Source organism: Roseateles chitinivorans (genome assembly GCF_050632145.1).
GTDB lineage: Bacteria > Pseudomonadota > Gammaproteobacteria > Burkholderiales > Burkholderiaceae_C > Roseateles > Roseateles chitinivorans_B.
On sequence record NZ_CP192577.1, the window covers coordinates 5,413,607 to 5,439,698 of the forward strand.

Here is a 26,092-nt window from a genome sequence, read left to right on the forward strand (position 1 = left end):
CACGGGCTCCAGCCTCCTTCAATCCCGGCAGTAGCCCTCCCCGGGATGCACCGTCAGGCAGGTCGTCTTCCCAGCCAGCCACTTCATGCCCGTGGCGTCGCCGTTGGTCGCCTTGATCGACTCCTGCTTGCCGTCGCGCACGAAATGAACTTCCCCGTCCCTGCCGGTCCCCTGGAACGTCCGCTCCGCATCCAGGTCCTTGATGCGGACCTCGTAGCTGCCGCCGGCGGCGGCCTCCAGTTGCAGGTAGGTGCCCTCCGGCCCGTTCCAGCGTCCCAGCCAGGCCTGCGCGGGGTCAGGTGTTGACGCTGCCGGAGACGCAGCGGACGCGGATGTCGCAGCGACCGGCGCGGACGACGCAGGTGCCGATGGCGGCGACGCCGCACGGTCGCAGCCGGCGAGTGACGCGGTGAGAACGAGCAGCGAAACGGCGGTCGATGGCAGGAAGTTCATGGCACTGTGCACGCGCTCGGCGCGCCGGGTGTTGGGGATGACGATCCTGCCAGCAAGCCAGGTGCCCGCTCGCGAGACCGGCCTGGCAGCCCGGTCCGTGGCCAGCCCTTACAGTCCCCGCTTCAACGCCGGGAAGCCCAGATGACGGATAGCCCCTTCGACGCCCTTCACGCCTCCCTCCGAGCGGAGGTCGACCAGCAGTTCCTGCCCAACGTGGCGACCGCCCTGCTGCGAGGACGGACAGTCGTGGATCGCTTCTGCTACGGCGCCGCCGACCGCGAGGCCGGCATCGCGCTGCGCGAGGACCATCTCTTCCGGATGTTCTCCAGCACCAAGCTGATCACGGCCTGCGCCGTCCTCCTGCTCGTGGAACAGGGGCGGCTCGGCCTGGACGATCCCGTCGATCCCCATCTCCCCGAACTCGCGCACCGTCGCGTCCTGCGCCCCGGCGCGCGCGACCTGTCGGACACCGAGCCCGCCCGAACCCCGATCACCGCGCGCCACCTGCTGACGCACACCTCGGGCCTCACCTACGGCGTCTTCGATCCCGGCTCGCCGATGTACGACGCCTACAACCAGGCCCGCGTCCTCGACCACCGCCGCGATTTGGCGGGAATGATGAAGGCCTTGGCGGATCTGCCGCTGATCTTCCATCCTGGAACGCAGTGGGAATACTCGGTGTCCATGGACGTGCTGGGACGCCTGGTGGAGGTGGTCAGCGGCGAGCGCTTAGGCCAGTTCCTGGCCCGGCACATCTTCGAGCCGCTCGGCATGGTGGACACGGACTTCTGGGTGCCGCCTTCCAAGCGGGACCGGCTGACGGTGCTCTACGAGGGCGCGGACTTCAACGACCCCGACACGCCCGGCCTGCCGCGCGTCGACGAGAAGCCCTATCCCGGCGCCTATGTCGAACGCGCGCCGCTGGAGTCCGGCGGCGGCGGGTTGGTGAGCACGCTCGACGATTCCATCCGCCTGATCCAGAGCCTGATCCCCGGTGGCCCGACGCTGCTCAAGCCCGCCACGATCGACATGATGTTCAGCAACCAGCTCGCGCCGGGGCTGCACGTGCGCTTCGACGATGCGCCGCCCACGCCGGGACGGTTGTTCGGCCTGGGCTCCGCGGTGCGCGCGTTCGCCGATCGGGGCGAGCCGGCCGAGGCGGCTGGGGAAGTCGGCTGGGGCGGCCTCGCCGGCACGCTGTGGTGGATCAATCCGCGCCTGAACGTCGCCGCCGTGCTGCTGACCCAGCGCTACTTCGGCTACGCCCATCCGTATGGACTGCGGTTCAAGAGGAAGGCGTATCAGGCGTTGACGGGATCCTAGGACCACCTCGTCGGCTCACCCCGCGATGACCGCCTTCGCGTAGGTCTCCCGCTGGATCTCGACGACCTCGACGGAGACCTGGATGTGGAGTTCAGACGTCGCGGGGATGCACGACACCAGCGCGCGCAGCGCGATCGCGCCCATCTCGCGCCGCGTGTCGTCGCTGCGTCCCGTCAGCACGGACAGCGTGCCGGCCACGAACGCGCGGCCGCGCGCTTCCACGCCCACGAGGAACTGCTCGGCCTGGAAAGCCCGGCTCTTGATGTCGATCTCCTCGAAGTGGCCCGACGCCGCGAGCGCGGCGTTCACTGCAGTGAGGCAGCGATCCACGTCGATGCCGCTGAGGTTGGCGCTGTGATGCAGGATGAAGTGAGGCAAGGTGGGGCTCCAGGTTTTTTCCATGATAGGAGTCCGACGCTGGAATGCGTGCGGGTAGCGCCGTTCATACCAGCCTGAGACTTCCGCAGGCGGGGTACCGAGGAACGTCCTGAGGTCAGGCACCACCAGCAGCGCGAGACCGCTCAACAGGAAGCCCGCGCTCATCAGGCCGTAGACCCACGCCACCGGCCACCGTTGCAGCCACATGCCTGCCAGCAATGGCGCGAGCGCGGCGGCCAGATGCGAGAGGGTCAATTGCGCGGCGGCCATCCGCGCGCGGAAGTCTTCCGGAACCGCCAGCGAGCGATGCGTCTGGCCCATCAGCTGCGTGACGGAGAGGCAGACCCCGATCACGCCGAAGCACAGGACCAACGCACCGGGCCCGTCCGCGACCCCGACACCGCCCAGACTCAGGCCGCACAGCACGATGGCCGACGCCATCGCCCGCAGGCGGCCAAGCCGCGCCATGCATCGGTCGGCGATGCCCAGCACGCCGGCGAGCACACCGACCGACAGCGCGCTGCTGCACAGCCCCAGCCACGCCGGCGAGGCCCCGAACGCCTGCAACCTCAACGGCAGCAGCATGCCCGTGGCGGGAAGGAAGAAGACCATCATCAAGGCGCCGGCCAGACTCCACCACCGGTCGACGCGCACGAGCCACTTGGCGCGCAGTCCTGCCCGCACACTGCCGCGCCAGTCCTCACGCGGCCCGACGAGCGATGCCGGCGCAGCGGGCCTGACCTTGCACGCCAGGACCCAGGCCCCGATCGCCAGCAGCGCCTGCATGCCGAATGCCCAGGCCGTGCCGCCCGACGCGAGCGCCAACCCGCCCACGGCCGGGCCGCCCAGGGTGCCGAGCGCCTGCGCGCCGCGGCGGACACGGATCGCCGCGGCCAGCCTTGCGGGAGCGACGACGTCCAGCAACTGGGCGGACCGCGCGGGCTGGATCACCGCGTTGGCCACGGTCGCCAACGCGCCGCAGCCGCACAGCGCCGCCAGGCCAAGGCCGTCGACGATGGCGAGCAGGACCAGCGCCACCGCCTCCACCACGAGCAAGGCCTGGCCCCAGACAACCAGCCGGCGCTTGTCCGACCGATCCCCCAGCGGTGACAGCAGCGGCAGGCTGATGAGCGCCACCGCGGCCATCAGGACGGCGTAGATCGTGAGCCCGTGAACGCCCGCGGTTCCGGCCAGCCACCACAGCGCAGCGCCATGTCCGACGGTGCTGGCGAACAACGCCGTCAACTCGGCCAGCAGCAGCGCGGCGGACGGGCCGTCGACCGGCAGTCCACGGAACCGGCGGCCGAGCAGGGTGAAGAAGAGCGGAGCGAATGGCATGCGGCGGGACTCTAGGCATCCGGCCCGGACGCCGACAGGCGCAGCCGTAGTGCTGCGGCATGGATACAGCCGCCCCTCCGGCTGTATCCATTGCCCGCCGATGTCTCTGCATCGATACAGGGACGGTCGAGCGCGGTATCGTTGCGCGCCCCCTGCTTCCACCGACGCCGTGAGTTCCCCTTCCGAGCCTTCCCCTTTCCGCTACCTTCAGGTCGCCGACCAGTTGGCCCAGGCGCTGCGCGACGGCCGCCATGCCGCCGGCGCCCGACTCCCGTCGGTCCGCAGCCTGTGCGAGAGCCACGCGGCGAGCCTGGCCACCGTGACCCATGCGCTGCATCGCCTGGAGGACGCCGGGCTGATCGAGGCGCGACCGCGCCAGGGCTTCTTCGCACGAACGATCACGCCCACGGCCCCACCCGCCCGAGCAGAACGACCGCAGGCGCTGAACCTGCGCCGCGAACGCCTCATGGCGCTGGCGGCGTCACAGGACGACCTCCTCTCGCTAGGGCATCTGGGGCTTCCGGAAGACCTGCTGCCGCTGTCGACGCTGCGCCGCCTGACGCAGGCGCGTCTGCGTGGCACATCGGGCGCGTGGGTCGGCGGTTCTGTGGCAGGCTCGTCCTCCTTGCGGGCAGCGCTGGCCGCACGGCTGCGCCAACGCGGATGCGGCATCCGCGACGACGACCTGGTCGTCACCCACGGAGAGGGCGAATCCCTGCAGCTGTGCCTGCGGGAGCTGACCCGGTCCGGCGACCGCGTGGCTGTGACCCGCCCGGTGCCGCTCCGCGCGCTGGATGTCCTGCACAGCATGGGGCTGGAGGTGGTGGAGCTGCCCGCAGCGTCGGACGGACACGAGGTGGCGACCGCCATGGCCGGGCTGCTGCGCACGGCCCCGGTCGTCGCCTGCATCGCGGACGTGGCGCTGTCCTCCACGTCGGGCACGGTCTGGTCGCCATCGGCCTGCGAAGCGCTGGTGTCGACCTGCGGCAGTCACGACCTGCCCCTCATCGAATGCAACCTGCTCGGCGAATTGCCGATCGGCCCCGACAGCCCCAGACCCCTGAAGGCCTTCGACCAGGACGACCGCGTGCTCCATTGCGGCAGCCTGGCGTGCGTGACCGGCACCGGCCTGAGCGTCGGCTGGATCGCGAGCGGACGACACCGGCTCCAGATGCGCGCCGCACGGGCGGTGCATGGCGAATTGCTGTCCGCATTGACGGATCAGGTGCTCACCGATTTCCTGAGCGGCGACGCGGTCGACCGCCACCTGCGCCGGCTGCGTCGGCAACTCGGCCGCCGGGTGCTCGCGTGGCGGGCGGCGGCGCTCGACGCCTTTCCGCCGGGGACGACGGTCCGGCACGGGCCGCTCGGCCATCAGTTGTGGGTGACGCTGCCCGACGGACTCCGCGCGCTGGAACTCCTGGCCCGCGCCCGGGCGTTCGCGATCACCTTCGTCCCCGGTCCGGTGTTCACCACGAGCGGCGATTTCGACAGCTGCCTGCGACTCACGGCGGGACACGCCCTCGATGAACGACGTGCGGGCGCGCTGCGACGACTAGGGGAACTGACGGCGTCGATGACTGGCTGACGCGTCACCCGCGCGCGAGCCACACGCCCCTCGGATCCTTCGTCGGCGCGATTGAGCGATCATTGGCCTGTCCGCCAGAATGTAGATTCCGATTCATGACGCACCTCGCCATCCCCGCCGACCGCCCCCAGACCCTGGGCGAAGAGATCGCCAACGCCATCAGCCACGGGCTGGGCGCCCTGCTGTCCATCGCGGCCCTGCCCATCCTCGTCATCCGCGCGATGAACCACGGCGAGTCGGCGGACGTGGTCGCCGCCGCCATCTTCGCGTCCACCGGCATCCTGCTGTACGGCATCTCCACGCTGTACCACGCCCTGCCCGCCAAGCTGGCCAACGGCCGCGTCAAGGCCTGGCTGATGCGCCTGGACCATGCCGCCATCTACGTCTTCATCGCCGGCAGCTACACGCCCTTCACGCTGGGCGTGCTGCACTCCGGACCCGGCGTGACGCTGCTGATCGCCGTGTGGGCCGCGGCCGCCTTCGGCGTGACGATCAAGCTGCTGAACCGGCTGCGCCATCCGCTGGTGTCGACGGCGCTCTACCTCGCGATGGGCTGGGTGGTGGTCTTCGCCATCGGGCCGCTGATCGACCGCACCCCGGGGCCGGGTCTTGCGCTGCTGGTCGCCGGCGGCTTGAGCTACACACTGGGCGCGGTCGTCTTCCTCCTCGACAACAAGGTGCGCTACGCCCACTTCGTCTGGCACCTGTTCGTGCTTGGCGGCAGCGTCTGCCACTTCTTCGCGGCGCTGTTCTACGCCTACGCGTGAGGTCGGTCGACAGCTGCCCCGTCGAGAGTGCGCCTCTCCCTGCTCCTCTGTCTCCTGCTCGTCGCTGTGCCGATCGCGGTGGCGACGATGCTGATCATCAGAAGGCTGCCCGAGTTGCGTCGCGAAGAGGAAGCGCAACAGAAGACATTCCGTGCCGCAGCCGCGAGGGTCTATCAAGCCCACGTCGTGCCATCCAACGATCCCCGGTTCAGCTTCGATCCGGCCACCGCCACGGTCGTCCATGAGTACGAGGCCTTCGGCCGGAAGCGCCATCCCGGGCACTGGTTCTATTGGATGGAGCGCATCGCCCGCAATCCCAGCGGCGAATACTTCAGGATTGAGTACGGCACCGGGTCCATCTCCCGGTTCTCCCACATCGAGCACCGCATCGCGAAGATCGTGCTGAAGGATCGCTACCAGCCGCCGGAATCGGCTTGAAGCATTGCCCTACCCATGCATGACAAGGACATCGTGACACTTGTGCGCGCGTACGCAACGGATCCCGCCATGGGCGACGCGCTGCTCGGGCAGCGCCCGGATCTGCTGAACGCAAGAACCGGACTTGGAGAGACGCCAATTCATCTGCTCTGTCACGGTGAGTCGGTCGCGGCTGTCCGCGCCCTCCTCGCCCACGGTCCCGATATCAACACCCTCAATTTCTGCGGCGGAAGCCCTCTGAGCGAGGCGGCCCTGATCGGCCGTGAATCCATCGTTCAAATGCTGCTGGAAAACGGAGCGCTACTGTCAATTCCGAACCAGGACGAGCCGACTCTGCAACAGGCGATCCGCTCAGGAAACGTGCGCCTCGTTGAGCTGATACTCGACGCAGGGGCACCCGTCGACGAGCGGGGACCGCTCAACCAGACCGCGCTTCATCTCGCCGTGGAAAACGACAGGGTGGAGATCGCAGCACTGTTGATCGCGCGAGGGGCCGACCCCTCGGCCCTCAACGGGTTCAATGAGTCGGCCCTCGAGATCGCACGCGGTCATGAGAGCGCAGGCTGCCTGCAGTTGCTGAAGCGGGTGCATTGATCCCCCTCGTCTTGCCTCACGGCAGCGTCGCCCGGATCAACTGATGATCCGACATCAGCACCAGCTGCTTGACGCCCACCGCGGCGAACGCCCAACTGCTGTCGCCGCCCAGGCGCGGATCGCTGCCGAAGGTGAGCCGGGTCCCCAGCGGCACCAGCACCGTCAGCGCGCCGGTGGCCGGATCCAGGCTCGCCAGGTCGCCGCCCTCGGAGATCACGTAGAGGTTCCCCGCGGGGTCGACCGTCAGCCGCCGGACTTTCACGGGCAGCGAGCTGACCGTCCCGTCCGGCGCGACGCGACGGACCGTGGGCGTCTCGTTCCGGCCGCCGTCGAGCAGCCACAGCGAGCCGTCCGGCGCCAGGGACAGGTCGAGCGGCATCGTGAACCGCGCCGTCGCCCGCGGGCCGTCGGTCGCGGCCTTCTGGCCCATCACGCCGGCATAGGTGGTGACGTTGCCGGCCGGGTCGATCCGGCGGATGGCGTAGTTCATCGAATCCGACGCGTACAGGTCGCCATTGGCCGCGCGGGCAAGACCGGTCACGTTGGTGAATCGCGCGCCGGCGCCGTTGCCGTCCACCGCACCCTGCCCTTGTCCGGAGGAATCGCCGAAGACCGAAGGCGTGCCCGCGATCGTCCGCACGGCATGGGTCGCGTCGACCGCGCGGATCGTGGACACGTCGGAGAAATAGATCACCCCGGCCGGATCCACCACCACCGCCTGGCTCGCGTTCAGCATGTCCGCCGCGCGGCCGGTGCCGTCGAAGCTGCCGACGCCGATGGCCCCGGCGATGGGCGAGACGGCGCCGCCCGGCGCGATGCGGCGCAGCGAGGCGATCGAGCCGATGACCAGGCTGCCGTCGGGCGCGCCAGCGACGGCGACCTCGCGGCTGAAGTGGCTGAGCCCGTCGGTGAGGGCATCCTCGGGGAACCAGGCGAACGGCAGCTGTGCGAGCACGCCGGTGCCCGCCGTCGTGCCGTTGAACCCCAACGGATGCGCGACGGCCAGCGTGGTGACCAGGCCGCTCGAGTCGATGCGGCGCACCGCCCCCTGGTAGAGGGTGGTTTCCGTGAGCAGCAGGCCGCCGTCCGGTGTCGGCACCAGTCCGCCACCGTTCATGGCCGTCTCGATGGTGGCCTCGCCTTTCGGACCATCCCGGGGCACGGTCGCGGCCACCGTTCCCGCCAGTGTCGTGACGACGGCGGTGCCGGTGTCGATCGTGCGCACCAGGCCGGCGCTGTCCCGGACGTAGAGCGTGGTTCCGGAGACCGCCATCTGCTCGGGCACCACGATGACCGCCGCCGTGCCGGTACCGTCCATGTTGGGAACGATGGCGCCGGTGCCGGTGCCGGCCAGCGTCTGGACCGCGCCGGCGGCGTTGCCGCTGCGCAGGATGCGGCGGACCCGTCCGTCCGAGCCGGAGACATAGACGACACCGTCGCCGCCGACCGCGAGGCCGGTGGGATAGCTGAGCTTCGCCCCCAGGGCGGCACCGTCGACGTACCCGGACATCCCGGGCGTGCCGGCATAGGTCGTCACGACGCCGGCCGTGGTGACGCGGCGGACCACCTGGTTGCCGCGATCCGCGACGTAGAGGTCGCCATCCGGGCCGATGCCGATGGCGCTCGGGAAGTAGAACCTTGCCGCGCTGCCAGTGCCGTCGGCACTGCCCGACTGCCCCCGTGCGCCGGCGATCGTCGTCACCGTGCCGTCGGAGGCGATGCGCCGGATCACGTTGCTGGATCGCTCCGTCACGTAGAGAGTGCCCGAGGCGTCGACCGTGATGCCGTACGGGTCCGCGAACCCGGCGGCCGTGCCGACGCCATCGACCGATGAGCCGACCAGATCGCCGACCGATCCGGCGACCGGCGTGATGGACGACATGTCCGCGGACAGTCGCAGCACGGCATTGCCGGAGACGAAGGCGTAGCTCCCCGCGCTTTCCCGGACGATGCCCCGCGAGAACGCGATCGGCGCCTGGTGGCGCAGGCCCGTGACCGCGATGGGCGCCAGCACGCTGGCCACGGGGTTGCTCACGGCCAGCGTGGCCGTCGCGCTGGTGGTCGCGCTCTCGCCGCCGCAGTCCAGCGCCGCGCGGAACTTCGCGCCGTTGTCGGCAATGGCGCTGGTGAACGCGTAGCTCGTCGCCGTCGCCGAGGCGATCGCGACGAACGCACCGTCGGCGCCGGTGTTGCGCTGCCACTGGACGTTCAGCCTGCCGGCGCTGCAGGTCCCCGCGACCACGAAGTTCGCCTGCGCGCCCGCGATGACCGCACCATCCGCGGGCTGCTGGGTGATGGTCAGCACCGCCGGCGTGACGACCGGCGGCGTGACGACGGGCGGCGTCCCCACCGGTGGTGCCGGCGGCGCCGCGACGTCGGGCGGCGCCGGATCGTCGCCTCCCCGCACGCGACCAGGAGCACGCAAAGGACGGCGACCGCGGCGGCATGCAGCCTCCGTTCCACCGGGGACCAGTCAACACTGAACATGGCGACTCCGCAAATGACGAGATGGGGGGCGCTGCGTCGTCCAACCGTCGCAGCACCTGCTCCCTCACTGAACGAAGTCCCGGGCGGACGCCGGACACGCGACGGACGCAGACCGTCGATGCCCTTGTCCCCTGCTTGAGGTTCCGGGTCCTTGTCCGTCCGCGGCCGCGCACCTCGTTCACCTGGGCAGGACGACGTGATTTCTCCGTCGTCCCCAAGGGGAGCGCGATGGACGAGTTGTTCAAGGGCCTGCTGACGGCGGGCATGGTGCTGCTGGTGATGGCGGCGGCAAGGCATGGCGGCCGCCGGGTGGCAGGTCTTGTCGCCGCGCTGCCGACGATCACCGCGCCGACGCTGGCCTGGCTGGCGCACGATGAAGGCCTGGGCTTCGCGATCAGCGCCGCGATCGGCAGCGTCGCCGCCTGCGCGATGCTGGCGGTCTTCGCGCTGGGTTATGCACGGGCCGCCCGCTACGGCGGCGGTGCCGTCGCACTGGCCTGCGGGCTGGTGGGCGCGCTGGCGATGGCCCTCCCCGCCAAGGCGGCCAGCACCGACCTCACCAGCGCACTGATGCTGGCGCTCGGCTGCTGCGCGCTCACCTTCGCGGCCATGCCCAGGCTGGGTACGGAGGTCGTCCCCGGCCACCGGCCGCGCTGCTCGATGTGGCGGGTCGCGGCAATGGCCGGCGGTCTCACCGCGATCGCGACGCTGGTCGGTCCGGCCATGGGCGGCTTCGCCGCCGGGCTGCTGTCCTCGCTGCCGCTGATCACCGGGCCGGTCGCCATGGCGGAGCACGCCAACGGCGGCCATCGCGCCGCCGCGCACTTCCTGCGCGCCTATGTCGGCGGCCTCTTCGGCAAGGCGGCCTTCGGCACCGTGTTCGTGCTGCTCGCGCCCCGCACCGGGGCCCTCCCTGCGCTGGCCCTCGCCTGCGCCTGCGCGTGCCTGCTGTCCACCGTCCGGTGGCGGCTGCCATTCCTGGGCACCGTCTCGTTGACGATGCCTTCCCTCCCGCCCATCCCGCCCATCCCGCCGATCGCGCCGATCAGGCCCATGACCCGCGCCCCGCGTCGGGCGGAGTGACACGAGATGACACAAGCCTGTCAGGACTTGGGGACGCCCGGCGCTCCGGACCGCGAGGAGCGCGCGCTACCATCGCCGTCACCAACCTCGTTTTGGACGGAAGCACGGCATGGGGGAAGTGACGCAGTTGATCGGACGGGCGCGCGAAGGCGACCGCGATGCCTTCGACAGGATCTTCGAGCTGCTCTATCCCGAGCTCCGGCAGGTGGCCCACCGGCGACTGTCTCGCGGCTCCGGCAACGACCTGATGGCGACGACCGCCCTGGTCAACGAGTGCTACCTCAAGTTCCTGCAGCGCGAGACGCTGACGCCCTCGGACCGGGGCCACTTCCTGGCCTACGCCGCGACGGTGATGCGATCGATCATCGTCGACGCGGCGCGCCAGGCGAAGACGGACCGCCGCGGCGGCGAGGCCGAGCAGGTCACGCTGAACTCCGAACTGATCGGCGCCCTGCCCGCCGCGTCCGACGAGATCCTGGCCGTGCATGCGGCGCTGGAGGACCTCGGCCGCGTCGACGAGCGGCTCGGCCGCGTGGTCGAGATGCGCTACTTCGGCGGCCTCGAGGACGAGGAGATCGCCGAGGCGCTGGGCCTGTCCGCGCGTACCGTGCGCCGGGACTGGGACAAGGCGCGGCTGCTGCTCGCGCACGCGCTGCGCGACTGACGGCGCCACGGGTCGGATGACGGCATGACGACCCTCTCCCGATTCGAAGGCGACTGGCCCGCGATCAGTGCCCTGTTGGACGAGGCGCTCAACCTGTCGAAGGCCTCGCGCGACGCCTGGCTCGAAGGCCTGATCGGTGAACACGCCGTGCATCGCGACACGCTGCGCACGCTGCTCGCGCACCAGGCCGAGGTCGAGACGGACGACTTCCTCGACACGCTGCCCCGGCTCTTCGAAGCCGAGGGACCCGCCGACAGCCCGGGACCGTTCGACGGCGTCGGCCCGGGCAGCCTCGTCGGCGCCTACCGGCTGATCGACCAGATCGGGCGCGGAGGCATGGGCACCGTGTGGCTCGCCGAACGGGCGGACGGCCTCATGCACCGGCGCGTCGCGCTGAAGCTGCCACGCATCGTCTGGGGCGACAGCCTCGCCGAGCGATTGGAGCGGGAACGGGAGATCCTCGAAACGCTCGAACACGAGCACATCGCACGGCTCTACGACGCCGGCATCGACGCGCACGGCCGGCCTTTCCTCGCCATGGAGCATGTGGACGGCGTGCCGATCGACGCGTACTGCCGCACGCGCGCGCTGCCGGTGCGGGAGCGGGTCACGCTGCTGCTGCAGGTGATGGCGGCCGTGGGGCATGCGCACTCGCGACTCGTCGTCCATCGCGACCTGAAGCCGAGCAACATCCTGGTGACGCCCGAGGGTCAGGTGAAGCTGCTGGACTTCGGCATCGCCAAGCTGCTCGAAGGCGACAGCACGCAGCGCACGGCACTCACGGAGCTCTCGGGCCGCGCGCTGACGCTGGACTACGCCAGCCCGGAGCAGATCCGCGGCGATCCGCTGGGCACCGCCAGCGACGTCTACAGCCTGGGCGTGGTCGCCTACGAGGTGCTGGCCGGCGTGCGTCCCTACCGCCTCAAGCGGGGCAGCGCGGCCGAACTCGAAGAAGTGATCGCCGCGGCGGAGATCCCTCTGGCCAGCAGCCTCGGCATCGCGGACGTCGGCGCGGCCGTGGGCACGGGGCCGGGGCTGGGCGCTGCCGGCACTGGCACGGTCTCCAGTGCCGACCGCACGCTGCGCAGGCAGCTGCGCGGCGACCTGGACGCGATCCTGAACCAGGCGCTGAAGAAGTCGCCCACCGATCGTTATCCGACGATGGACGCCTTCGCGCAGGACCTGCGCCGGTGGCTGGATGGCGAGCCGGTCCAGGCGCGGCCCGACGGATGGGCGTATCGCCTGGTCAAGCTGGTGCGACGGCACCGCCTGCCGGTGACGGCCGGCGCCATCGCCACGCTGGCGCTGCTGGGTGGCGCGTCGGTCGCGCTGTGGCAGGCGCACCGGGCGGGTCTGGAGACCCAGCGTGCCCAGGCGGAAGCGGCCACCGCACTGGCGGTGCAGGGATTCCTGGAAGGCGTGTTCCGCGCCAACACGGCCGATCAGGCCAATCCGGCCAAGGCCCGGGACACGACGGCGCGCGAGCTGCTGGACCGCGGCGCCGAGCGGATCAACGCCGAGCTCAAGGACGCGCCCGCCGCGCGACTGCGGCTGCTGACGGTGCTGGCCTCGATGTACCAGGACCTGGGCTTGAACGCGCGCGAGGTCGACCTGCAACGCCAGCGCCTGGGCGTGGCGCGCGCGCTGCACGGGCCCACCAGCGACGAGACGGTGCTGGCGTTGGCGGCGTTGGCCAATGCGTTGGCCCTCGACAGCAAGCGCGACGACGCCGCGGCGCAGTTGAAGGAAGCCACGGCCCTGCTGGACGCGCGACAGGACCACAGCTCGCCGACACGACTGCAGGTGGAGATCGGCCAGGCGTCGCTGAACCGACGCGCGGAGCCGGCAGTGGCGATGGCCTTCGCCGAGCGTGCATTGACGATCGCGCGCCGCGGCAACTCCAACGCCGACCTGCTGCTGGTGCTGCACATCCTTGGCGACGCGGCCCTGTACGACAGGTCGTTCGAGCGCGCGCAGGCCGCCTACGCGGAAGCCGTCCGGCTCTGCGAAGCGCATCCGCCGCTGGGTGCCGGCGAGCTGTCGCTGCTCTACGAGTTCCTCGGGCATTCGCAGCGCGCGCTGGGTCGATACGCCGACGCCGAGACCAGCATGCGCAAGGGCGTGGCGGCGGAGCTCGCGCGCAATGCCAACGCGGTGCGCGTGGCCGAGACACAGACGCACCTGGCGATCTTCCTCAACCTGGGCGGGCGCTTCCGCGACAGCCTGACGGCGCTGGCGCCGGCATGGCGATGGAGTGAGACCGCGGCCGCCGATCTGCCGCAGCGCCGCTGGGTCCGCATGTGGCAGGCGCGCGCGCTGGCGACCTACGGTCAGACGCAAGCCGCGCTGGCCGTCAGCAGCGACGACGTGGCGGTGCTGGGCAAGCCTCATCCGGTGGACGGCATGGACGAGCAGGTCCTGACGGACCGCGCAGTGGCGCTGACGAGCCTCGGTCGATTGGCCGAAGCGCAGGCCTTGCTGGAGCGCCAGCGACAGGCCACCCCCGCCGGCAAGCCGCCGGGCAGGCTCTACAGCCTGGCGCTTCGGCGCTGGCAGGTGCAGAGCGGCCAGGCATGCGAGGCGCTGGCGGGCCTGCAGGCGCAGCGCGCCGCGAGGAAGGTGCCGCCCGCGCCCACCGCAAGCGAGCCCGTGACGGAACAGGCCGAATCGGCCTGGCTCGAGCTGAACGCAGGCCATCCCGACGTGGCGGAGGCGCAGGCGCGGCAGGCGCTCGCCGCCATCGACCGCGGCGGGAATGCCGACTACCAGCGGGACAACCAGGCCGCCGCGACGCTGGTGCTGGGTCAGGCCTTGCTCCGACAGCACCAGGCGGCCGCGGCGGAGCCGGTGCTGCAGGAGGCCGTGCGCCTGCACCGGCTGATCTACGACCCCGCGCTGAGCCCCGCAGTGGCGGATGCGCTCGATGCGTTGGCCCAGGCTCAACGCACGCTGCACAAGGACGCCGAGGCCGACCGGCTGCTCGATCAGGTCCGCGCGCTCCGCGCTGCACAGCGCAAGCCGGCTCCGCTTCCCTGATGTCGCGCGGCGCTGTCCGCTTTGGGGCCGGGATCTCGTAATCAGGGATAGGCGGGTGGCGTCACCCGCGGCGGAGATCCCGATGAGCTTTCCGATCCCGTGGCCCGAAGGCGGCCACGCGCCAGCAGCCCCCGCAGCCGTATCAGCACCCACCGCATCAGCAGCAGCGACAACGGCGGCAACTGCACTGCGCTGGCGGCCGATGCCCTGCGCCGCGGCGACCTCCGCCACGTATGCCGCGCTGTACACGCTGTCCAACCACGTGACCAGCCTGCGGACCGATGTCGGCGCCGGCGTCTTCGCGTGGGAACGGGCCATCCCCTTCGTGAGCTGGACGGTGGTGCCCTATCTGTCGATCTGCTTGTTCTTCGCGCTGTCGTTCTTCATCGACGGGGACGCCGAACGGCTGCGCCGCCACGTGCTGCGGCTGCTCATCGTGCTGATCGTGTCGGTGCTCTGCTACGCCGCGTTCCCGCTACGCTTCACCTTCGAGCGGCCGCCGACCGACGGCGCGATCGGCCTGATGTTCGACCTGCTCGGCCACTGCGACATGCCGTACAACCGCGCGCCCTCGCTGCACATCGGCGTGCTGGTGCTGCTGTGGGCCCGATTCACGCCGGCGCTGCGAGGCTGGCAGGCGGCGGCCCTGCACCTGTGGTTCGTGTTGATCGGCGTGTCGGTGCTGACGACCTACCAGCATCACGTGATGGACGTGCCGGCGGGCGCGGCGCTGGGCGCGATGGCGATCCTGCTCACCGCGCCGCCGCGACGGATGCGGAGAAAGTCGGGGACGAGGCTCGTCCGCAAGGGCCGATGGCCTCGCTTAAGCTAGTTCCCCGCTGCGGCTTGAACACTCGCCGCCGACGGAGCTCGAATGAACGAATACCTGCTGTTGATGCACCGCGACGCCACCGACCTGCAACTCGCCGACGATCCGGCGCGATGGGAGCAATACCTGGACCTCCTCCGAGGCACCGGGCTGTTCGACGGCGGCAGCGCCATCGGACGCGGCGAGGAGCACAGGAAGCATGCGTCCATTCAACCCGCGCGCAGCCGGCTCGACGGCTTCATCCGCGTGCGTGCGGACAGCCTCGAGAGCGCCAGGCAGTTCCTGACGGGCAACCCCGTCTACGAGGCGGGCGGTACGGTGGAGATCCGAGAGCTTCCCAAGGGTTGACGCACGCGGGGAGCCGATGGATTCGCGCGCTCATAATCCCGCATGAAACTTATCGTCGCGGTTCATTGGGATGGTGCGCAGGCGAATGCCGCCGCCGTGGCTTTCGATGCCTGGGATGCAGCGGAAGCGACGAAGACCTACTTCTCCCGCATCGAACACGTCGAGAAGGCCGTGCGCGGCGAACTCGACCTGCGGGAACTGCCCTGCGTGATGCAGCTGCTGCGCGAGCACAGCCTCGAGCCCGAGCTCATCCTGATCGAAGGCTTCGTCCACCTCGATGCCGATGACACGCCCGGCCTGGGCCAGCACCTGTTCCATGCGCTGGGTGGACAGGTCCCCGTCGTCGGCGTCTCGAAGAAGGGCCTGCCCGGCCTGTCCTCGCAGTTCGAGGTCATGAGAGAGGAGGAAACGCCCCCGCTGATCGTGACGTCCGCGGGCCTCGACATCGGCGCGGCCAAGGTGCGCCTGCGCTCCATGCACGGCAGGAAGCGTGTTCCGACGCTCATGAAGCTGGCGGCGCGGTTGGCGAAGAACAGGGATTGATTCGGGGACACGACGCATGAGCATGGGGAAACGCGGTTCCCGCCTGATCACCGTGGACGGCGTCCTGTATCGCTGGAGCGTGCGGCGAAGTGCTCAATTCGCGACGCAAGGCCCCACGTCGACGCTGACCGTCATCGTCGAGTCGACAGCGGACATGAGCCACCCGCTCAAAGTGGTCCTTCCGCCTCTTCCGACAGACGACTGGCTCCACGGTCCGGGCCACGTCGTCATGCCGAGGCAGGTGGCAGCGTGGATTCGACGGGCCTGCGCCGAAGGGTGGCAGCCGACCCACCGCAGGGGCGTCCACGATCTTCGCGTGACTCTTGAAGAGATTGCTCATGAGTCCGGAACCGTTGAGCCTTGATGCCTCCGCCCTTGTGGCAAGCCGCTTTGAAGAGATCTCGAAGCTCTTGGCGCCGGCATTGAGTCGACTGCGACATCCGGCAATAGCCACGTGGCCGATTTCCGCGGATGAAGCTGAGGCGCAGTGGTAAAAACGGACGGCGCACCCCAGCAACAAGCCCGCTGGCCACTTGAATGATGGAATCCCGCGATGCCAGGAAAACAAGCAGCTCTGCGCCCCCTTGACGCTCGCGAACAGTCCGACCTCCACGTCAGGATCAGCGCGCAGCCCGACCCTCTGGAAGACTGCTATCGCGTGGAGGTCTCGAACTCCGGGGCCCGGCCCTATCGAGACCTCACCGTGGAGTACGCAGACCTGATCCTGTGGGCCGAACGGTTCGGTCTTGACACCACGCACATGCCTGCCGATGAGCAGTACCTCGCAGGAGAGCCCATCAGGATCGACTGCCTGGCTCCTGGAGAAGCACGCCTGCATCTGAGACGGGGATATGCGGCACATCACTGCTACGACGGACCGCGTGTGACCAGGACGAGGGTGTCCTATGCCATCGACGACCAGATGGACTCGCCGGCCGAGGGGCATTGGTGTCGCGCCGATGTCGATCTACCCGCTGCGAAGTGATCGCGGCATGCGGAGCGTCTGGCCAATCCCAAACTGGAAACTGCGGCATCGCAGCGGGGCGGAACTCCCGCTCGAAAGCGCTGAGTCACCTTTCCGCGCGGCGAATCGCCTGTAATGCAGACGCATTGACCTCGCACTGGTACTTTTCTCGAACCAGAGACTGGCGAGCATCAATCACTGAACGCGATTCCGCCAGCCGCAGCGAGACGCTGGGAACGGTGCACGCCGACAGGGCATGGCGCAGGCGAATGAGCTGCGCCATCAACCCGGACAGTTCGCTCGGGCACTCGGCGTCCAGGTGCGCCAGCGCGAGATCCACCGCCCAGGCCTTTCGAGGCTCGTTCAGCCGCGCAGCCTCAAGCGCCTCTCGAAAATCCTCTGACGGCGCGAGGCATGCCAGGATGCTTGCCCACACCAGGCCGCGCCAACCGAATTCGCTGGCCAGATCTTCGATGAGCGCCTTGCTGAGCGCTCCCAGGCTCTGGAGACAGACGTAGTGGAAGTCCAGCGCCTGATAGCGCACCTGCGGATACTGACCCAATACCGACGCCAGTTCCTCAGCATCGTCCGCCGCGCGAGTGAGCAGACTCAATGCGCTGCCCGGACGCATCAGCGCCATGAAAGGCACGGCGCCCACCAAGCGTTGGAGGTCGTCGTAGCGGTGATGCATGCGAATGTCCGGCGTTGCGTCTACGCGGATTGTCCTGCACATGGCTCGCCGTGAAGCATCAGGACGTCATGGGCCGAATGCCACGCTCTCTCGCCGAGATGGCCTGTGGGTGTTTGACAGGCGCTGAGAGCCCCTCTGCAGAGGGACGACGCGAAGTCCGGCGCCACGGGCGCGATGGCGTCGTCGAACTCCTGGTCGACGTGGACGCCACGCGGCTCGCAGGATCGAGCGCCGTCAGGCCGAGGTGGATCCTGCGATGGCCGCAGTGCCAGCTTTGCGCTTGCGAGAGAGCGCAAGGATCAGCGCGCCGCCGCCCAGCATCAACATCCAGGACTCGGGCTCGGGGACCGCGGACGCGTTCCGATCGGTGATGGTGAGCGTCGCGAGGCCGTTCATGCTGATACGCCGAGCGCCAACCAGCGCATTCCCGCTGACATTGCCTGCGAAGGTCCCACTCGCCGCGAGGTAGTCGGTCGTGTCCTGATCGAGGCTGAACAAGAAGGAGATGCCGCCGAACGTGTACTGGTCATCCACGAGAACGCCGAGCCCACCTCCGTCAAATGCCCACCAACTGTTCTTGTTCGTCCCGGCACGGGACACGTCGTAACCAAACGGCGTGCGCAGCGAAGGACCTTCGATCGGCTGCAAGCCTGTCGTGCGGACGAAGTCGTCGAAGCTGAGGTGCAATCGGAAATCATCGAAGGTGTGAGCGCCGGTCCTCAGGTTGGTGAACGTGAAGTCGTAATCGACCGCAGCAAAGGCCGGGCTGACCAAGCCCATAAACGCCACCGTGCAAGCCCCCACCCGGGCCGAAATCCATCGAATCATCTGCTCTCCCTGAACGCTTCAACGCAAAGCGGTCGACGCTAGCAAGCTCCATTCCAATACGACTTTCCTGAGCCGCGACAAGGGGATGGCAAGCCGACGCTCAGCGTGCTTAATCGGAGTGTCAAGTTTTCCGTCGCGCTTCGTGGGAGCGCTCGCCGACAAGCCCCTCGACTCCACACACCATCAGAACCGATCGCAGTGATCCGGCTGTGCGTTGCTCTGCGGCGTCCAGACCTGGTAGGCAGCGACGGCGGCACCGGGGAACGCGCCTTGCACTCGATCAGAGCTTCTCGACTTCCTTCGATGCCCCACTCGAAGAGTTCAGGACGGGCCTGAAGCGGAGCCCACCGCGTGGCGTCGGTTTTCAGCCTCAAGCCAACGTCCGCGCTGCAGCGAAAGCAGACATGCTGTCGAGACGGGCCTAGCTCTTAGGAAGCGTCATTCAGCTAGTCTGTTGCTTATGAAACGGGATGCGCTTGAGAACCTTGGGCACCCACCTCTCGGAATCTTTGGGATGCGCGACCGTCCATGATCAAACAGGACCTTTTTAGTGATCTTCAAGTTCAAGAAGATGCTTGTTTTCTATGCGGGACACATTCAGGCATCACGCAGGAGCACGTGTTCGCGAAGTGGATGCAGCATGGCTACAACCTGTGGGATAAGCGTCTTACGCTGCTGAACGGCACGCTCTTGCAGTATCGAAATCTCAAGATACCTTGTTGCTGCCACTGCAACGGGGTTGAGTTGGGCAGGCTTGAGAACCTAGTCTCGAATGCTGTCGGGCAGGGTTATGAAAGCGTCAAGCAGTTGGGAGACAGGCCGCTGTACCTTTGGGCCGCTAAGATCTTCTACGGAATCTTGCGCAAGGAGTGGTCGCTCTTGCGAGACCGCCGGCAACCAGAAGCTGGCCCCATCGTCCCAGAGGAGGTGCTGCGATCTTTCTCCAATTTGCATCTGTTTTTGCAGGGGTCCGGGGGCGCCACGATTTCGCCGGCACGCCTCCATATTCCCTGCTGCTCTTCAACCTCCATGACGTTGGCGGAGAGCATCGTTTCGGCTTCCGCGACAGCATCCCTTACATGACCCTCTCATTACGCATGGGCGAGGTTGGGCTTATCGTCGTTTTCGAGGACGACGGGCTCGCCCGAGAGTCGTACGGGCGCTATGCACTCGACGTTGGTGGGCGCAAATTGCACCCAATCCAGTTTGATGAGGTCTACGCCAGGGTGTCCTACCAAATGAGCTTGGTTGAGTCAGGGTTGAAGTACTTGACCAGCAAGACTGACGGCGACCACACCTCTTGTCGCACTACTGTCTTCGGTCGCAGCCTTCCGACGAAGGCTTGGTCACAGAGAGAACTTTCAGACGTATTGAGAGTTCACTTGGCCGGCTGGACCGACGCGCAAGGCCACAGCATCAAGTGGTACGAGCCCCCAGACAAAGTTCAGACTTGGATGACCAACACCGCCGGCGAACTGCTTCTCAAGCCTCTCGAAGAATGGGAAGGCGCTTCAACGTAGCTACAGTGACCGCCTCCAGTGGCAGAGCCGTCTCGGTGACCGCTGTCAGCCTGAAGCCGCGGCGGCATCGCAGCGATAGCGGTCGCTCAATCTGCGGCGGTTGGGTGGCTGCTGTCGGCCAAGAGTAGACCGATCACGGAGACCGCTTGCGGGTGAGCCGATCGGCTCCTGCTCGACAGGCGTGCCGGAAATTCAGGGTTAGCGCCAATGCCCGCGCCCCAGCAAGAGGGGTACTTCCTCCTGTTGGCACGTCATACTCGCTCCACCTACCCATTTCTGAAGCGGACGGCTGCGCTGCCCGCTGAGCGCGAACGTTGGCTTTAAAGATGACACCAGCTCAGATTCAAGATTTTGCGGATCGAACTTGCAGCATCCTTGTCTCGCATGCAGCGCACGGACTAGCGACATCCTCGCTTGAGGGGATGGGCGAGATCACACTCCGGGATAGCCTGATAGTTGCCGCTGCAACTGCTGGCGCACAAATGAATCAGGCATGGGTGCATAAGCGCGAAGTGATTCCTGCGGGATGGATTGACTCCGCTGTGGATTTGGTTGTCCACCGAATAGGACATAAAAACGTCCTGCATGTCGTCGGAGGAGTTGAGCTCAAGTGGTGGCGCCACCAAGACAAGAGCAACGCTTCAAATCGCAGACGAGACCTTGTGCGCGATTTTGTCCGGGCGGCGGCGCTCTATCCGCAGGTTGAGGACTTCTCATTTGTGGCCTTGCTATCCACGGAAGTTTCTTGGGCAACAACTACGACGACAACCGGTGCGGACGCAAGTGCCATGACTCTCCTAACGGCCAATGGAACCAGCAAATGGAACCTTCAGTCCTTGCGAAGTTCACCGGCTGTAAAAGGTGCTGTTCGCTCACTTAATGGCAAAGTGCCGGTGCCCAACATCTTTCATTCCAAGTTGCTCAGCACACTTGAGCTACACCTTGCTTCGGGCCGCTCGGCCTTTGCTCGTGTATGGTTGATAACAAAGCCTCAGAAGACGCACTTCTTTGATGCGAATGAGCTGCACGATTTCCTCCAATGAATGCTAGCCAATCGCTCGATCCGACTCGTCTCGGTAACCTGCTGCTCGCAGCATAGGCTCAACGTTGAGCGGCCGCTTCAGGGCAGCCAGACTGCGGAACCCCATGTCCGCTCCGGGTCGATAGCGGCCGCCTGTCGGGCTCGCAGCGAACGGCCGCAACCAGCCTGAAACGGACGCCAGCACCTGTCGATCGCCACCCCGCCTTTATGATCCGCGCGGCCTTTCCACTCCTTGCCAACTCCCCACATGACCGACGACTGGGACTTCTACTCCGCGCGTGTCGACGGCAAGCCCGCGTCGCTCTACGTGGACCTCGGCGCGGAAGCGTCAGCGCCCGTGGCGGCCCTGCCGCACATGGCCTATCTGCGGCTGCGCATGCGCCATCCGCGCGATGACGGCCTCTCCAGCCAGGCGGAGTTCGACCAGCTCATCGCGATCGAGGACCGGCTGCAGGCGTCGCTCTGCGACGACCGCACCGCCTACGTCGGCCGCAACACGTCCGATGGCTGCCGGGATTTCTACTTCTACGTCTTCGCGCCCGACACGTGGGCGGCGCGCGCCGCCGCGGCGATGAAGCCCTTCGCCGACTACGAGTTCCAGTCCGGCGCGCGCGACGACCCCGAGTGGTCGACTTACCGGACCTTCCTGCTGCCCGACGACTGGGACCGGGAACGGATCCAGAACCGGCGCGTCTGCGAGCAGCTCGAAGAGCACGGCGATACGCTCTCGGCGCCGCGCGAAATCGATCATTGGGCGTGGTTGCCCGATGCCACCTCGGCCGCCGCGTTCATCGACGCGGTGCGTCCGCTCGGCTTCCTGCCCAAGGACGAGCCCACGCATGTCGAGGAACGCGATGCGATGAGCGTGCACGTCGCGCGAGTGGACGTGCCGTCCCATCAAGACATCGACGAGGTGACCCGGCCGCTGTTCGAGGCCGCGAAGCAGCATGGCGGCGAGTACGACGGCTGGGGTTGCCCGGTCGCGCCTTGACGGCCGCGATCACGCCACGAGCTTCTTCACCGACCCGATCACCGCCGGGCCGTTGAACGGCTTCACGATCCAGCCCTTGATCCCGGCCGCCTTGCCCCGCTCCTTCATGGCCGGCGAGTTCTCGGTGGTCAGCATGATGATGCCGACCTGGAGATTGCCCAGCTCGCTGCGCACCTTCTCGGCCATCGTCAGGCCGTCCATGTTGGGCATGTTGACGTCGCAGATCACCAGCTTGATGCCGCTGTCCGCCTTCAGCTTGGTCAGGCCGTCGCGGCCATCCACCGCGTAGGCCACGCTCAGCCCGTGACCTTGCAGGAAGCCGCCCACCTCGTTGCGGACCGTGCTCGAATCGTCCACCACCAGAATCTGCGTCATGTCGTCTCTCCGAATCGTCGTCAATGAAGGAATACGGGGAATGAAGGGAATGCGGGGAATGAAGAGGCGCAGCGGGCTCTGTCAGAACAGTTCGAGCTCGCCGACGCTCACGTCCTCGACGACCGCCTCCGGCGCCGCGAAGTCGATGTCGCCGTACGCGCAGACGCAGTAGCTCGCGAGCCGGTGCGAGCCGTCGCTCAGCGCCATCCGGAAGTGCCGCGCGTGGCTGTGCCTGAGCAGCCGCAGGTGGTCGATGCAATGCCCGTCCAGCCGGTGCGGCGTGGACATGCCCACCAGCGGGAACACGCGTCCCAGCTCGCGGTTGAGCGCGCCGCAGAACAGGTTGCCGGCCTCCGACATCGCGTCCTCGACCGCTTGCCCGTCCCGCGCCGATGGATCCAGCCCATGCTGCGCCGCCAGCCGCGCACGCGCTGCCGCATCGACCTCGTGATGCAGGAACAGCACCAGGCTGAAGCTCGACGACGCCACCGTCAGCATCACCACAACACCGCGTGACGCGGTGGTACGTGGTGCCGTGCTTGCGGCACGCGCGGATGAGACCGGCTCCGGCGTCACCGCATCGAGCGCGGTGATGCCGATCGCCGACTGCCCGGCGGGCACCAGCGTCGTGCGCATGCAGTGCTGGACGAACTGGTCGAAACCCTGTCGGGCCCGATCGCTGATCTTCATGTCGTGCTCACTCCGGCGACGCGCCCAGCAGGCGCCGGTTTGCCAGTTCCAGGCTCGTCAGCGCGCCCATGATCAGGCGCCCGGACGCCTGCACGTCCTGGAAGGTCGACGTGGTGATCAGGTCGTTCTCGTGCAGCGCGTCGCCGTAGTCCTGCGACAGCTGGGCCGCGTCGGACGCCAGCCCGCGCATCTCCTCGGCGACGACCGCGAAGCCGCGGCCGGATTCGCCCGCGCGCGCCGCCTCGATCGAGGCGTTCAGCGTCACGATGATCATGTGCCGCACGATGCGGGCGAAGTCGCCGTTCTTGTCGTGCATGCCCTTGTTGTGCGCGAGCAGTGCGTTCATCGAATGGTGCCAACGCTCGAAGGTCTGCTCGACCTTCATCAGCTCGGCGATGTTCCGGGCGACCTGGCCGTTGCCTTGCAGCAGCTCGTCCACCCGCCCCTGCCGCTCGGCCTGGACCTCGCCGGCTTCGACGAGCTGGCGCAGCAGGCGATCGCGGTCCTGCGCGACGTCGGCGCCGGCCTGTGCCGCCGCCTCGGCGTCCGAGGCCGCACGCGCCTTCAAGGTCTCGAAGGCCTGCTCCAGCGCCTGGAAGCGCTGCGTCAGTGCCTGCGCATCGTGCTCGGCGCGGGCCTGGCCGGCCGCGCCCCGCCGTTGACGCCAGTACAGCGCACCCGCGGCCGCCAGTCCGAGCAGCAGTCCGATCGCGAACTCAAGCATGCGCCACCTCGACGATCGCGCCGATGTCGGCCGGGACGGCGAAGCGGTCCGGCAGCGTGATCACCGTGCGGAACGGGACGAAGCCGCTCGCCGGGATCATGTCGGTCTCGAGCACCAACGCGATGTCGCCGCCTTCGACGTTCAGGAAGGCACGCACCGCGTCCATGCCGACGCCGCGGCCGGAGACGTCGGACACCTGGTCGGCGGTCGAGAAGCCGGGCGCGAAGACCAGCGCCGCGAGTTCCTGCGGCGAGGCATTGACCGCCGCGCCGATCAGACCGCGTCCGACCGCGCGATCGCGGATGCGATGCAGCGCGAGTCCGCGTCCGTCGTCGGCGATCTCCAGGCGCAGGCGGCCGGCGCCGTCCACCGTGTCATGGCGCACAGAGATCGCGATCCGGCCTGCGGCGCGCTTGCCCGCGGCGATACGCTCCAGCGCCGGCTCGATGCCGTGATCGATCGCGTTGCGGCACAGGTGCACGAAGACGTTGCGCAAGGTGCCGCCGATCTGCGCGTGCAGCAGCACGCCATGATCCTCGACGCGCACGTCCGGCGCCTCCTTGCCAAGCTGCGTCGCGAGCGCAGGCAGCGAGTCGATCACCGGCGCCAGCTGGTCGCCCAGCGTCTCGGTCCCCACGCGCGCCATCGACGCGCGCAGCTGTTGCCAGGCGAGCGTCTGTGCCGCGTCGCCCGACGCGCCGGCAGCGCCCAGCGACTCCAGCTGCAGCTGCCACGACCGCAGCGCCTCGCGCGGCACCAGTGCGAATTTCTCGACGTCGCCGCGCCGGCCCGGACCGCGACGGCCGAGCTTGGTCTCGCTGAGCTGGCGGTATTCGTCCAGCGTGTCGCGGACGCGCGCCGACTGCTCGCACAGCAAGGCGCCGTCCCAGTCGACACGACCAGAGCGCAGCCGGTCGAGGGTCTCCTCGGCCTGATGCGCCGGCTCGGCCAGCTGCAGCAGGCCGTGCGTGCGCGCATTGCCCTTGACGGTGTGCATGTTGCGGAACAGCACGTTGACCGCCTCGAGCCGCTCGCTCGGCGCGGCGGATCCGGCGTGCTCGATGACGTGGCGGTTCTCGTCGAGCAGCGTGGCCGCGTCGGCGCAGAAGGCCTGGAACTTCTCCTGATGCACGGCGAGGATCTCGCCGATCATGCCCAGCTCGCGGCGTTGCGACTGCGCGGCGCGCGCCAGCGCGCGCAGCTCGGTGACGTCGCGCACGCACACCAGCAGCCGGTCGACCTGATCCTGCTCGTCCATCATCGGCGACCAGTTCAGGTCGAGGATCTTCACCCGCCCGTCGGCCATCGACTTCTCGATCTCCAGCGGCAGCAGGTGGGCGTTGAATGCAAAGTTCATCGCGTCCTCGCCGATGCAGGCCGAGATCGCCGCGTCGACCTGCGACAGCGCGTCGGCGCCCAGGGTGGTGTCGGCGAAGAGCACCGCCATCGCCGGCTGGCCGGCGCAGTCGCCGCGCTCCAGCACGGCGGCCAGGTGCTGCGAGACCTCCGGATGCACGAGGCCGCCGGCCTCGATCGCCAGGATGCCCTGCGGGATGTTGTCGAGCATCGCGTGGATGTCGGCGGTCCTGCGGCGGACCTGCGCGGCGCCCTCCTCGATCTTCTCGATCATCAGGTTGAAGGCCTGCAGCGAGCGGCCGATCTCGTCGTCGCGCTCGACCGGCACGCGATGCGAGAAGTCCTGCGTCGTGGCGATGCGGGTCATCGAGGCCTGCATCTCGCCGATCGGCGCCACGATGCGGCGGTAGAGCACGAAGCCGATCACGCCGAGGAAGGCGATCGCCGCCGCGGTGACCGTCGCCAGCAGGATCAGCGTGGCGCTCAGCTGCTCGTTGAGCTTGCGGATCGCCTCGTCCTTGCTGCGGGTCTTCTCGATGTCGAGCGCGGCCAGCGCCTCGCCCTGCTCGCGCAGGTACTGGTCGACGGTGGCGGCCATCGTGGCCTGCGCGATCTCGCGCTGGCCGGCCAGCGCGAACTGCGCGGTCTCGTCCAGCGACTGGAAGTAGTTCTTCTGGCTCTCGCGGACCAGGTCGACCAGGCCGCGCTGGGCCTTGGAATCGGACTGGGCGTCGAGCGCGTCGACCGCCTGCTGCAAGGCCTCGCGGCGGCGCGTGGTCTCCTCGTGCGCCTGCTTGACGGCGGCCTCGTCGGGCGCGGACACCATGCCCAGCGCGGCGATGTGCACCTCCTTGAGCTTGGTGAGCAGGGCCACCGACTTGATCGCACTGGGGACCACCGTCTCGGTGACGAAGCGGACCTCGCGTTCGCTCTTGCGCGCTTGATACATGGACAGGGCGCCCACTGCGAGCAGCGCCAACAGGGACGCTGCCACGAGCAGCAGGATGCGGGCTCGGATGTTCATGCGTGACTCTCTCGACCA

At 68.3% G+C, this 26,092-nt stretch carries 24 protein-coding genes; 15 read left to right on the forward strand and 9 right to left on the reverse strand.

The features are described from left to right. Positions 1–18 precede the first annotated feature (18 nt). The gene (locus ACQ86G_RS24890) at positions 19–453 is read right to left on the reverse strand and encodes a hypothetical protein (protein WP_431257802.1); all 435 of its coding nucleotides are present in this window, start codon (positions 451–453) and stop codon (positions 19–21) included. Between the two features lie 141 nt (positions 454–594). On the opposite strand from ACQ86G_RS24890, the gene ACQ86G_RS24895 reads away from it, so the two are divergent. After that, positions 595–1,776, forward strand: coding sequence for a serine hydrolase domain-containing protein (locus tag ACQ86G_RS24895; RefSeq protein ID WP_431257803.1), 1,182 nt, complete (start codon positions 595–597; stop codon positions 1,774–1,776). 15 nt (positions 1,777–1,791) lie between these two features. On the opposite strand, the gene ACQ86G_RS24900 is transcribed toward ACQ86G_RS24895, so the two are convergent. Continuing rightward, positions 1,792–3,492 (reverse strand): MFS transporter, encoded by a 1,701-nt coding sequence (locus ACQ86G_RS24900; protein WP_431257804.1) that lies wholly within the window; start codon positions 3,490–3,492, stop codon positions 1,792–1,794. A 169-nt stretch (positions 3,493–3,661) separates the two neighbouring features. Here ACQ86G_RS24900 and ACQ86G_RS24905 point away from each other — a divergent pair, with 169 nt between their 5' ends. The 4 genes from ACQ86G_RS24905 (at position 3,662) to ACQ86G_RS24920 (ending at position 6,879) form a co-directional block, all read left to right on the forward strand. Next, positions 3,662–5,080 (forward strand): PLP-dependent aminotransferase family protein, encoded by a 1,419-nt coding sequence (locus ACQ86G_RS24905; RefSeq protein WP_431257805.1) that lies wholly within the window; start codon positions 3,662–3,664, stop codon positions 5,078–5,080. Between the two features lie 95 nt (positions 5,081–5,175). Next, positions 5,176–5,847, forward strand: coding sequence for a PAQR family membrane homeostasis protein TrhA (trhA, locus tag ACQ86G_RS24910; RefSeq protein ID WP_431257806.1), 672 nt, complete (start codon positions 5,176–5,178; stop codon positions 5,845–5,847). A gap of 27 nt (positions 5,848–5,874) precedes the next feature. Beyond that, on the forward strand, positions 5,875–6,285 hold the full coding sequence (locus ACQ86G_RS24915; RefSeq protein ID WP_431257807.1) for a hypothetical protein: 411 nt from the start codon (positions 5,875–5,877) through the stop codon (positions 6,283–6,285). 15 nt (positions 6,286–6,300) lie between these two features. Next, positions 6,301–6,879: an ankyrin repeat domain-containing protein gene (locus ACQ86G_RS24920; protein ID WP_431257808.1), complete on the forward strand. Its 579-nt coding sequence runs from the start codon at positions 6,301–6,303 to the stop codon at positions 6,877–6,879. Between the two features lie 16 nt (positions 6,880–6,895). Here ACQ86G_RS24920 and ACQ86G_RS24925 read toward each other — a convergent pair whose 3' ends face one another. Further along, entirely contained in the window at positions 6,896–9,286 is a 2,391-nt protein-coding gene (locus tag ACQ86G_RS24925; protein WP_431257809.1) for a hypothetical protein, read from the reverse strand. 308 nt (positions 9,287–9,594) lie between these two features. Here ACQ86G_RS24925 and ACQ86G_RS24930 point away from each other — a divergent pair, with 308 nt between their 5' ends. The 6 genes from ACQ86G_RS24930 to ACQ86G_RS24955 all read left to right on the forward strand — a co-directional run bounded on the left by ACQ86G_RS24930 (position 9,595) and on the right by ACQ86G_RS24955 (position 15,869). After that, positions 9,595–10,449, forward strand: coding sequence for a hypothetical protein (locus ACQ86G_RS24930; RefSeq protein WP_431257810.1), 855 nt, complete (start codon positions 9,595–9,597; stop codon positions 10,447–10,449). A 109-nt stretch (positions 10,450–10,558) separates the two neighbouring features. Then, positions 10,559–11,113, forward strand: coding sequence for an ECF-type sigma factor (locus ACQ86G_RS24935; RefSeq protein ID WP_431257811.1), 555 nt, complete (start codon positions 10,559–10,561; stop codon positions 11,111–11,113). Positions 11,114–11,137: 24 nt separating this feature from the next. Further along, positions 11,138–14,149, forward strand: a complete 3,012-nt coding sequence (locus tag ACQ86G_RS24940; RefSeq protein WP_431257812.1) for a protein kinase domain-containing protein — start codon at positions 11,138–11,140, stop codon at positions 14,147–14,149. An 82-nt stretch (positions 14,150–14,231) separates the two neighbouring features. Continuing rightward, positions 14,232–14,981, forward strand: a complete 750-nt coding sequence (locus ACQ86G_RS24945; RefSeq protein ID WP_431257813.1) for a hypothetical protein — start codon at positions 14,232–14,234, stop codon at positions 14,979–14,981. Positions 14,982–15,023: 42 nt separating this feature from the next. Then, entirely contained in the window at positions 15,024–15,326 is a 303-nt protein-coding gene (locus ACQ86G_RS24950) for a hypothetical protein (protein ID WP_431257814.1), read from the forward strand. A 42-nt stretch (positions 15,327–15,368) separates the two neighbouring features. Beyond that, positions 15,369–15,869 (forward strand): endonuclease V, encoded by a 501-nt coding sequence (locus tag ACQ86G_RS24955; RefSeq protein WP_431257815.1) that lies wholly within the window; start codon positions 15,369–15,371, stop codon positions 15,867–15,869. A 1,070-nt stretch (positions 15,870–16,939) separates the two neighbouring features. On the opposite strand, the gene ACQ86G_RS24960 is transcribed toward ACQ86G_RS24955, so the two are convergent. Beyond that, positions 16,940–17,524 carry a hypothetical protein gene (locus tag ACQ86G_RS24960; protein WP_431257816.1) on the reverse strand — a complete coding sequence of 195 codons (585 nt, stop codon included), beginning with the start codon at positions 17,522–17,524 and terminating at the stop codon, positions 16,940–16,942. Between the two features lie 234 nt (positions 17,525–17,758). Next, positions 17,759–18,352, reverse strand: coding sequence for a PEP-CTERM sorting domain-containing protein (locus ACQ86G_RS24965; protein ID WP_431257817.1), 594 nt, complete (start codon positions 18,350–18,352; stop codon positions 17,759–17,761). Between the two features lie 528 nt (positions 18,353–18,880). On the opposite strand from ACQ86G_RS24965, the gene ACQ86G_RS24970 reads away from it, so the two are divergent. From ACQ86G_RS24970 to ACQ86G_RS24985, 4 genes are all read left to right on the forward strand, one after another. After that, complete coding sequence (locus ACQ86G_RS24970) at positions 18,881–19,435, forward strand: hypothetical protein (protein ID WP_431257818.1); 555 nt, start codon at positions 18,881–18,883, stop codon at positions 19,433–19,435. Next, on the forward strand, positions 19,432–19,872 hold the full coding sequence (locus tag ACQ86G_RS24975) for a hypothetical protein (protein ID WP_431257819.1): 441 nt from the start codon (positions 19,432–19,434) through the stop codon (positions 19,870–19,872). The genes ACQ86G_RS24970 and ACQ86G_RS24975 overlap by 4 nt, the downstream gene beginning before the upstream one ends. Before the next feature lie 422 nt (positions 19,873–20,294). Further along, complete coding sequence (locus tag ACQ86G_RS24980) at positions 20,295–20,915, forward strand: hypothetical protein (RefSeq protein WP_431257820.1); 621 nt, start codon at positions 20,295–20,297, stop codon at positions 20,913–20,915. A 246-nt stretch (positions 20,916–21,161) separates the two neighbouring features. Then, positions 21,162–21,905 (forward strand): DUF695 domain-containing protein, encoded by a 744-nt coding sequence (locus ACQ86G_RS24985; RefSeq protein ID WP_431257821.1) that lies wholly within the window; start codon positions 21,162–21,164, stop codon positions 21,903–21,905. A gap of 9 nt (positions 21,906–21,914) precedes the next feature. Here ACQ86G_RS24985 and ACQ86G_RS24990 read toward each other — a convergent pair whose 3' ends face one another. The 4 genes from ACQ86G_RS24990 to ACQ86G_RS25005 all read right to left on the reverse strand — a co-directional run bounded on the left by ACQ86G_RS24990 (position 21,915) and on the right by ACQ86G_RS25005 (position 26,074). Then, positions 21,915–22,280, reverse strand: a complete 366-nt coding sequence (locus tag ACQ86G_RS24990; RefSeq protein WP_431257822.1) for a response regulator — start codon at positions 22,278–22,280, stop codon at positions 21,915–21,917. A gap of 81 nt (positions 22,281–22,361) precedes the next feature. After that, complete coding sequence (locus ACQ86G_RS24995) at positions 22,362–22,970, reverse strand: hypothetical protein (RefSeq protein ID WP_431257823.1); 609 nt, start codon at positions 22,968–22,970, stop codon at positions 22,362–22,364. A gap of 7 nt (positions 22,971–22,977) precedes the next feature. Beyond that, positions 22,978–23,694: a methyl-accepting chemotaxis protein gene (locus tag ACQ86G_RS25000; RefSeq protein ID WP_431257824.1), complete on the reverse strand. Its 717-nt coding sequence runs from the start codon at positions 23,692–23,694 to the stop codon at positions 22,978–22,980. Further along, on the reverse strand, positions 23,687–26,074 hold the full coding sequence (locus tag ACQ86G_RS25005; protein WP_431257825.1) for a HAMP domain-containing protein: 2,388 nt from the start codon (positions 26,072–26,074) through the stop codon (positions 23,687–23,689). The genes ACQ86G_RS25000 and ACQ86G_RS25005 overlap by 8 nt, the downstream gene beginning before the upstream one ends. Positions 26,075–26,092: the final 18 nt, after the last annotated feature.

Bases quoted from the DNA above. Each gene is read 5' to 3' on its own strand.
- ACQ86G_RS24890 (WP_431257802.1), bottom strand. From the start codon at position 453: ATGAACTTCCTGCCATCGACCGCCGTTTCGCTGCTCGTTCTCACCGCG.
- ACQ86G_RS24895 (WP_431257803.1), top strand. From the start codon at position 595: ATGACGGATAGCCCCTTCGACGCCCTTCACGCCTCCCTCCGAGCGGAG.
- ACQ86G_RS24900 (WP_431257804.1), bottom strand. From the start codon at position 3,492: ATGCCATTCGCTCCGCTCTTCTTCACCCTGCTCGGCCGCCGGTTCCGT.
- trhA (WP_431257806.1), top strand. From the start codon at position 5,176: ATGACGCACCTCGCCATCCCCGCCGACCGCCCCCAGACCCTGGGCGAA.
- ACQ86G_RS24920 (WP_431257808.1), top strand. From the start codon at position 6,301: ATGCATGACAAGGACATCGTGACACTTGTGCGCGCGTACGCAACGGAT.
- ACQ86G_RS24930 (WP_431257810.1), top strand. From the start codon at position 9,595: ATGGACGAGTTGTTCAAGGGCCTGCTGACGGCGGGCATGGTGCTGCTG.
- ACQ86G_RS24935 (WP_431257811.1), top strand. From the start codon at position 10,559: ATGGGGGAAGTGACGCAGTTGATCGGACGGGCGCGCGAAGGCGACCGC.
- ACQ86G_RS24940 (WP_431257812.1), top strand. From the start codon at position 11,138: ATGACGACCCTCTCCCGATTCGAAGGCGACTGGCCCGCGATCAGTGCC.
- ACQ86G_RS24945 (WP_431257813.1), top strand. From the start codon at position 14,232: ATGAGCTTTCCGATCCCGTGGCCCGAAGGCGGCCACGCGCCAGCAGCC.
- ACQ86G_RS24950 (WP_431257814.1), top strand. From the start codon at position 15,024: ATGAACGAATACCTGCTGTTGATGCACCGCGACGCCACCGACCTGCAA.
- ACQ86G_RS24955 (WP_431257815.1), top strand. From the start codon at position 15,369: ATGAAACTTATCGTCGCGGTTCATTGGGATGGTGCGCAGGCGAATGCC.
- ACQ86G_RS24960 (WP_431257816.1), bottom strand. From the start codon at position 17,524: ATGCATCACCGCTACGACGACCTCCAACGCTTGGTGGGCGCCGTGCCT.
- ACQ86G_RS24965 (WP_431257817.1), bottom strand. From the start codon at position 18,352: ATGATTCGATGGATTTCGGCCCGGGTGGGGGCTTGCACGGTGGCGTTT.
- ACQ86G_RS24970 (WP_431257818.1), top strand. From the start codon at position 18,881: ATGATCAAACAGGACCTTTTTAGTGATCTTCAAGTTCAAGAAGATGCT.
- ACQ86G_RS24975 (WP_431257819.1), top strand. From the start codon at position 19,432: ATGACCCTCTCATTACGCATGGGCGAGGTTGGGCTTATCGTCGTTTTC.
- ACQ86G_RS24980 (WP_431257820.1), top strand. From the start codon at position 20,295: ATGGGCGAGATCACACTCCGGGATAGCCTGATAGTTGCCGCTGCAACT.
- ACQ86G_RS24985 (WP_431257821.1), top strand. From the start codon at position 21,162: ATGACCGACGACTGGGACTTCTACTCCGCGCGTGTCGACGGCAAGCCC.
- ACQ86G_RS24990 (WP_431257822.1), bottom strand. From the start codon at position 22,280: ATGACGCAGATTCTGGTGGTGGACGATTCGAGCACGGTCCGCAACGAG.
- ACQ86G_RS24995 (WP_431257823.1), bottom strand. From the start codon at position 22,970: ATGAAGATCAGCGATCGGGCCCGACAGGGTTTCGACCAGTTCGTCCAG.
- ACQ86G_RS25000 (WP_431257824.1), bottom strand. From the start codon at position 23,694: ATGCTTGAGTTCGCGATCGGACTGCTGCTCGGACTGGCGGCCGCGGGT.
- ACQ86G_RS25005 (WP_431257825.1), bottom strand. From the start codon at position 26,074: ATGAACATCCGAGCCCGCATCCTGCTGCTCGTGGCAGCGTCCCTGTTG.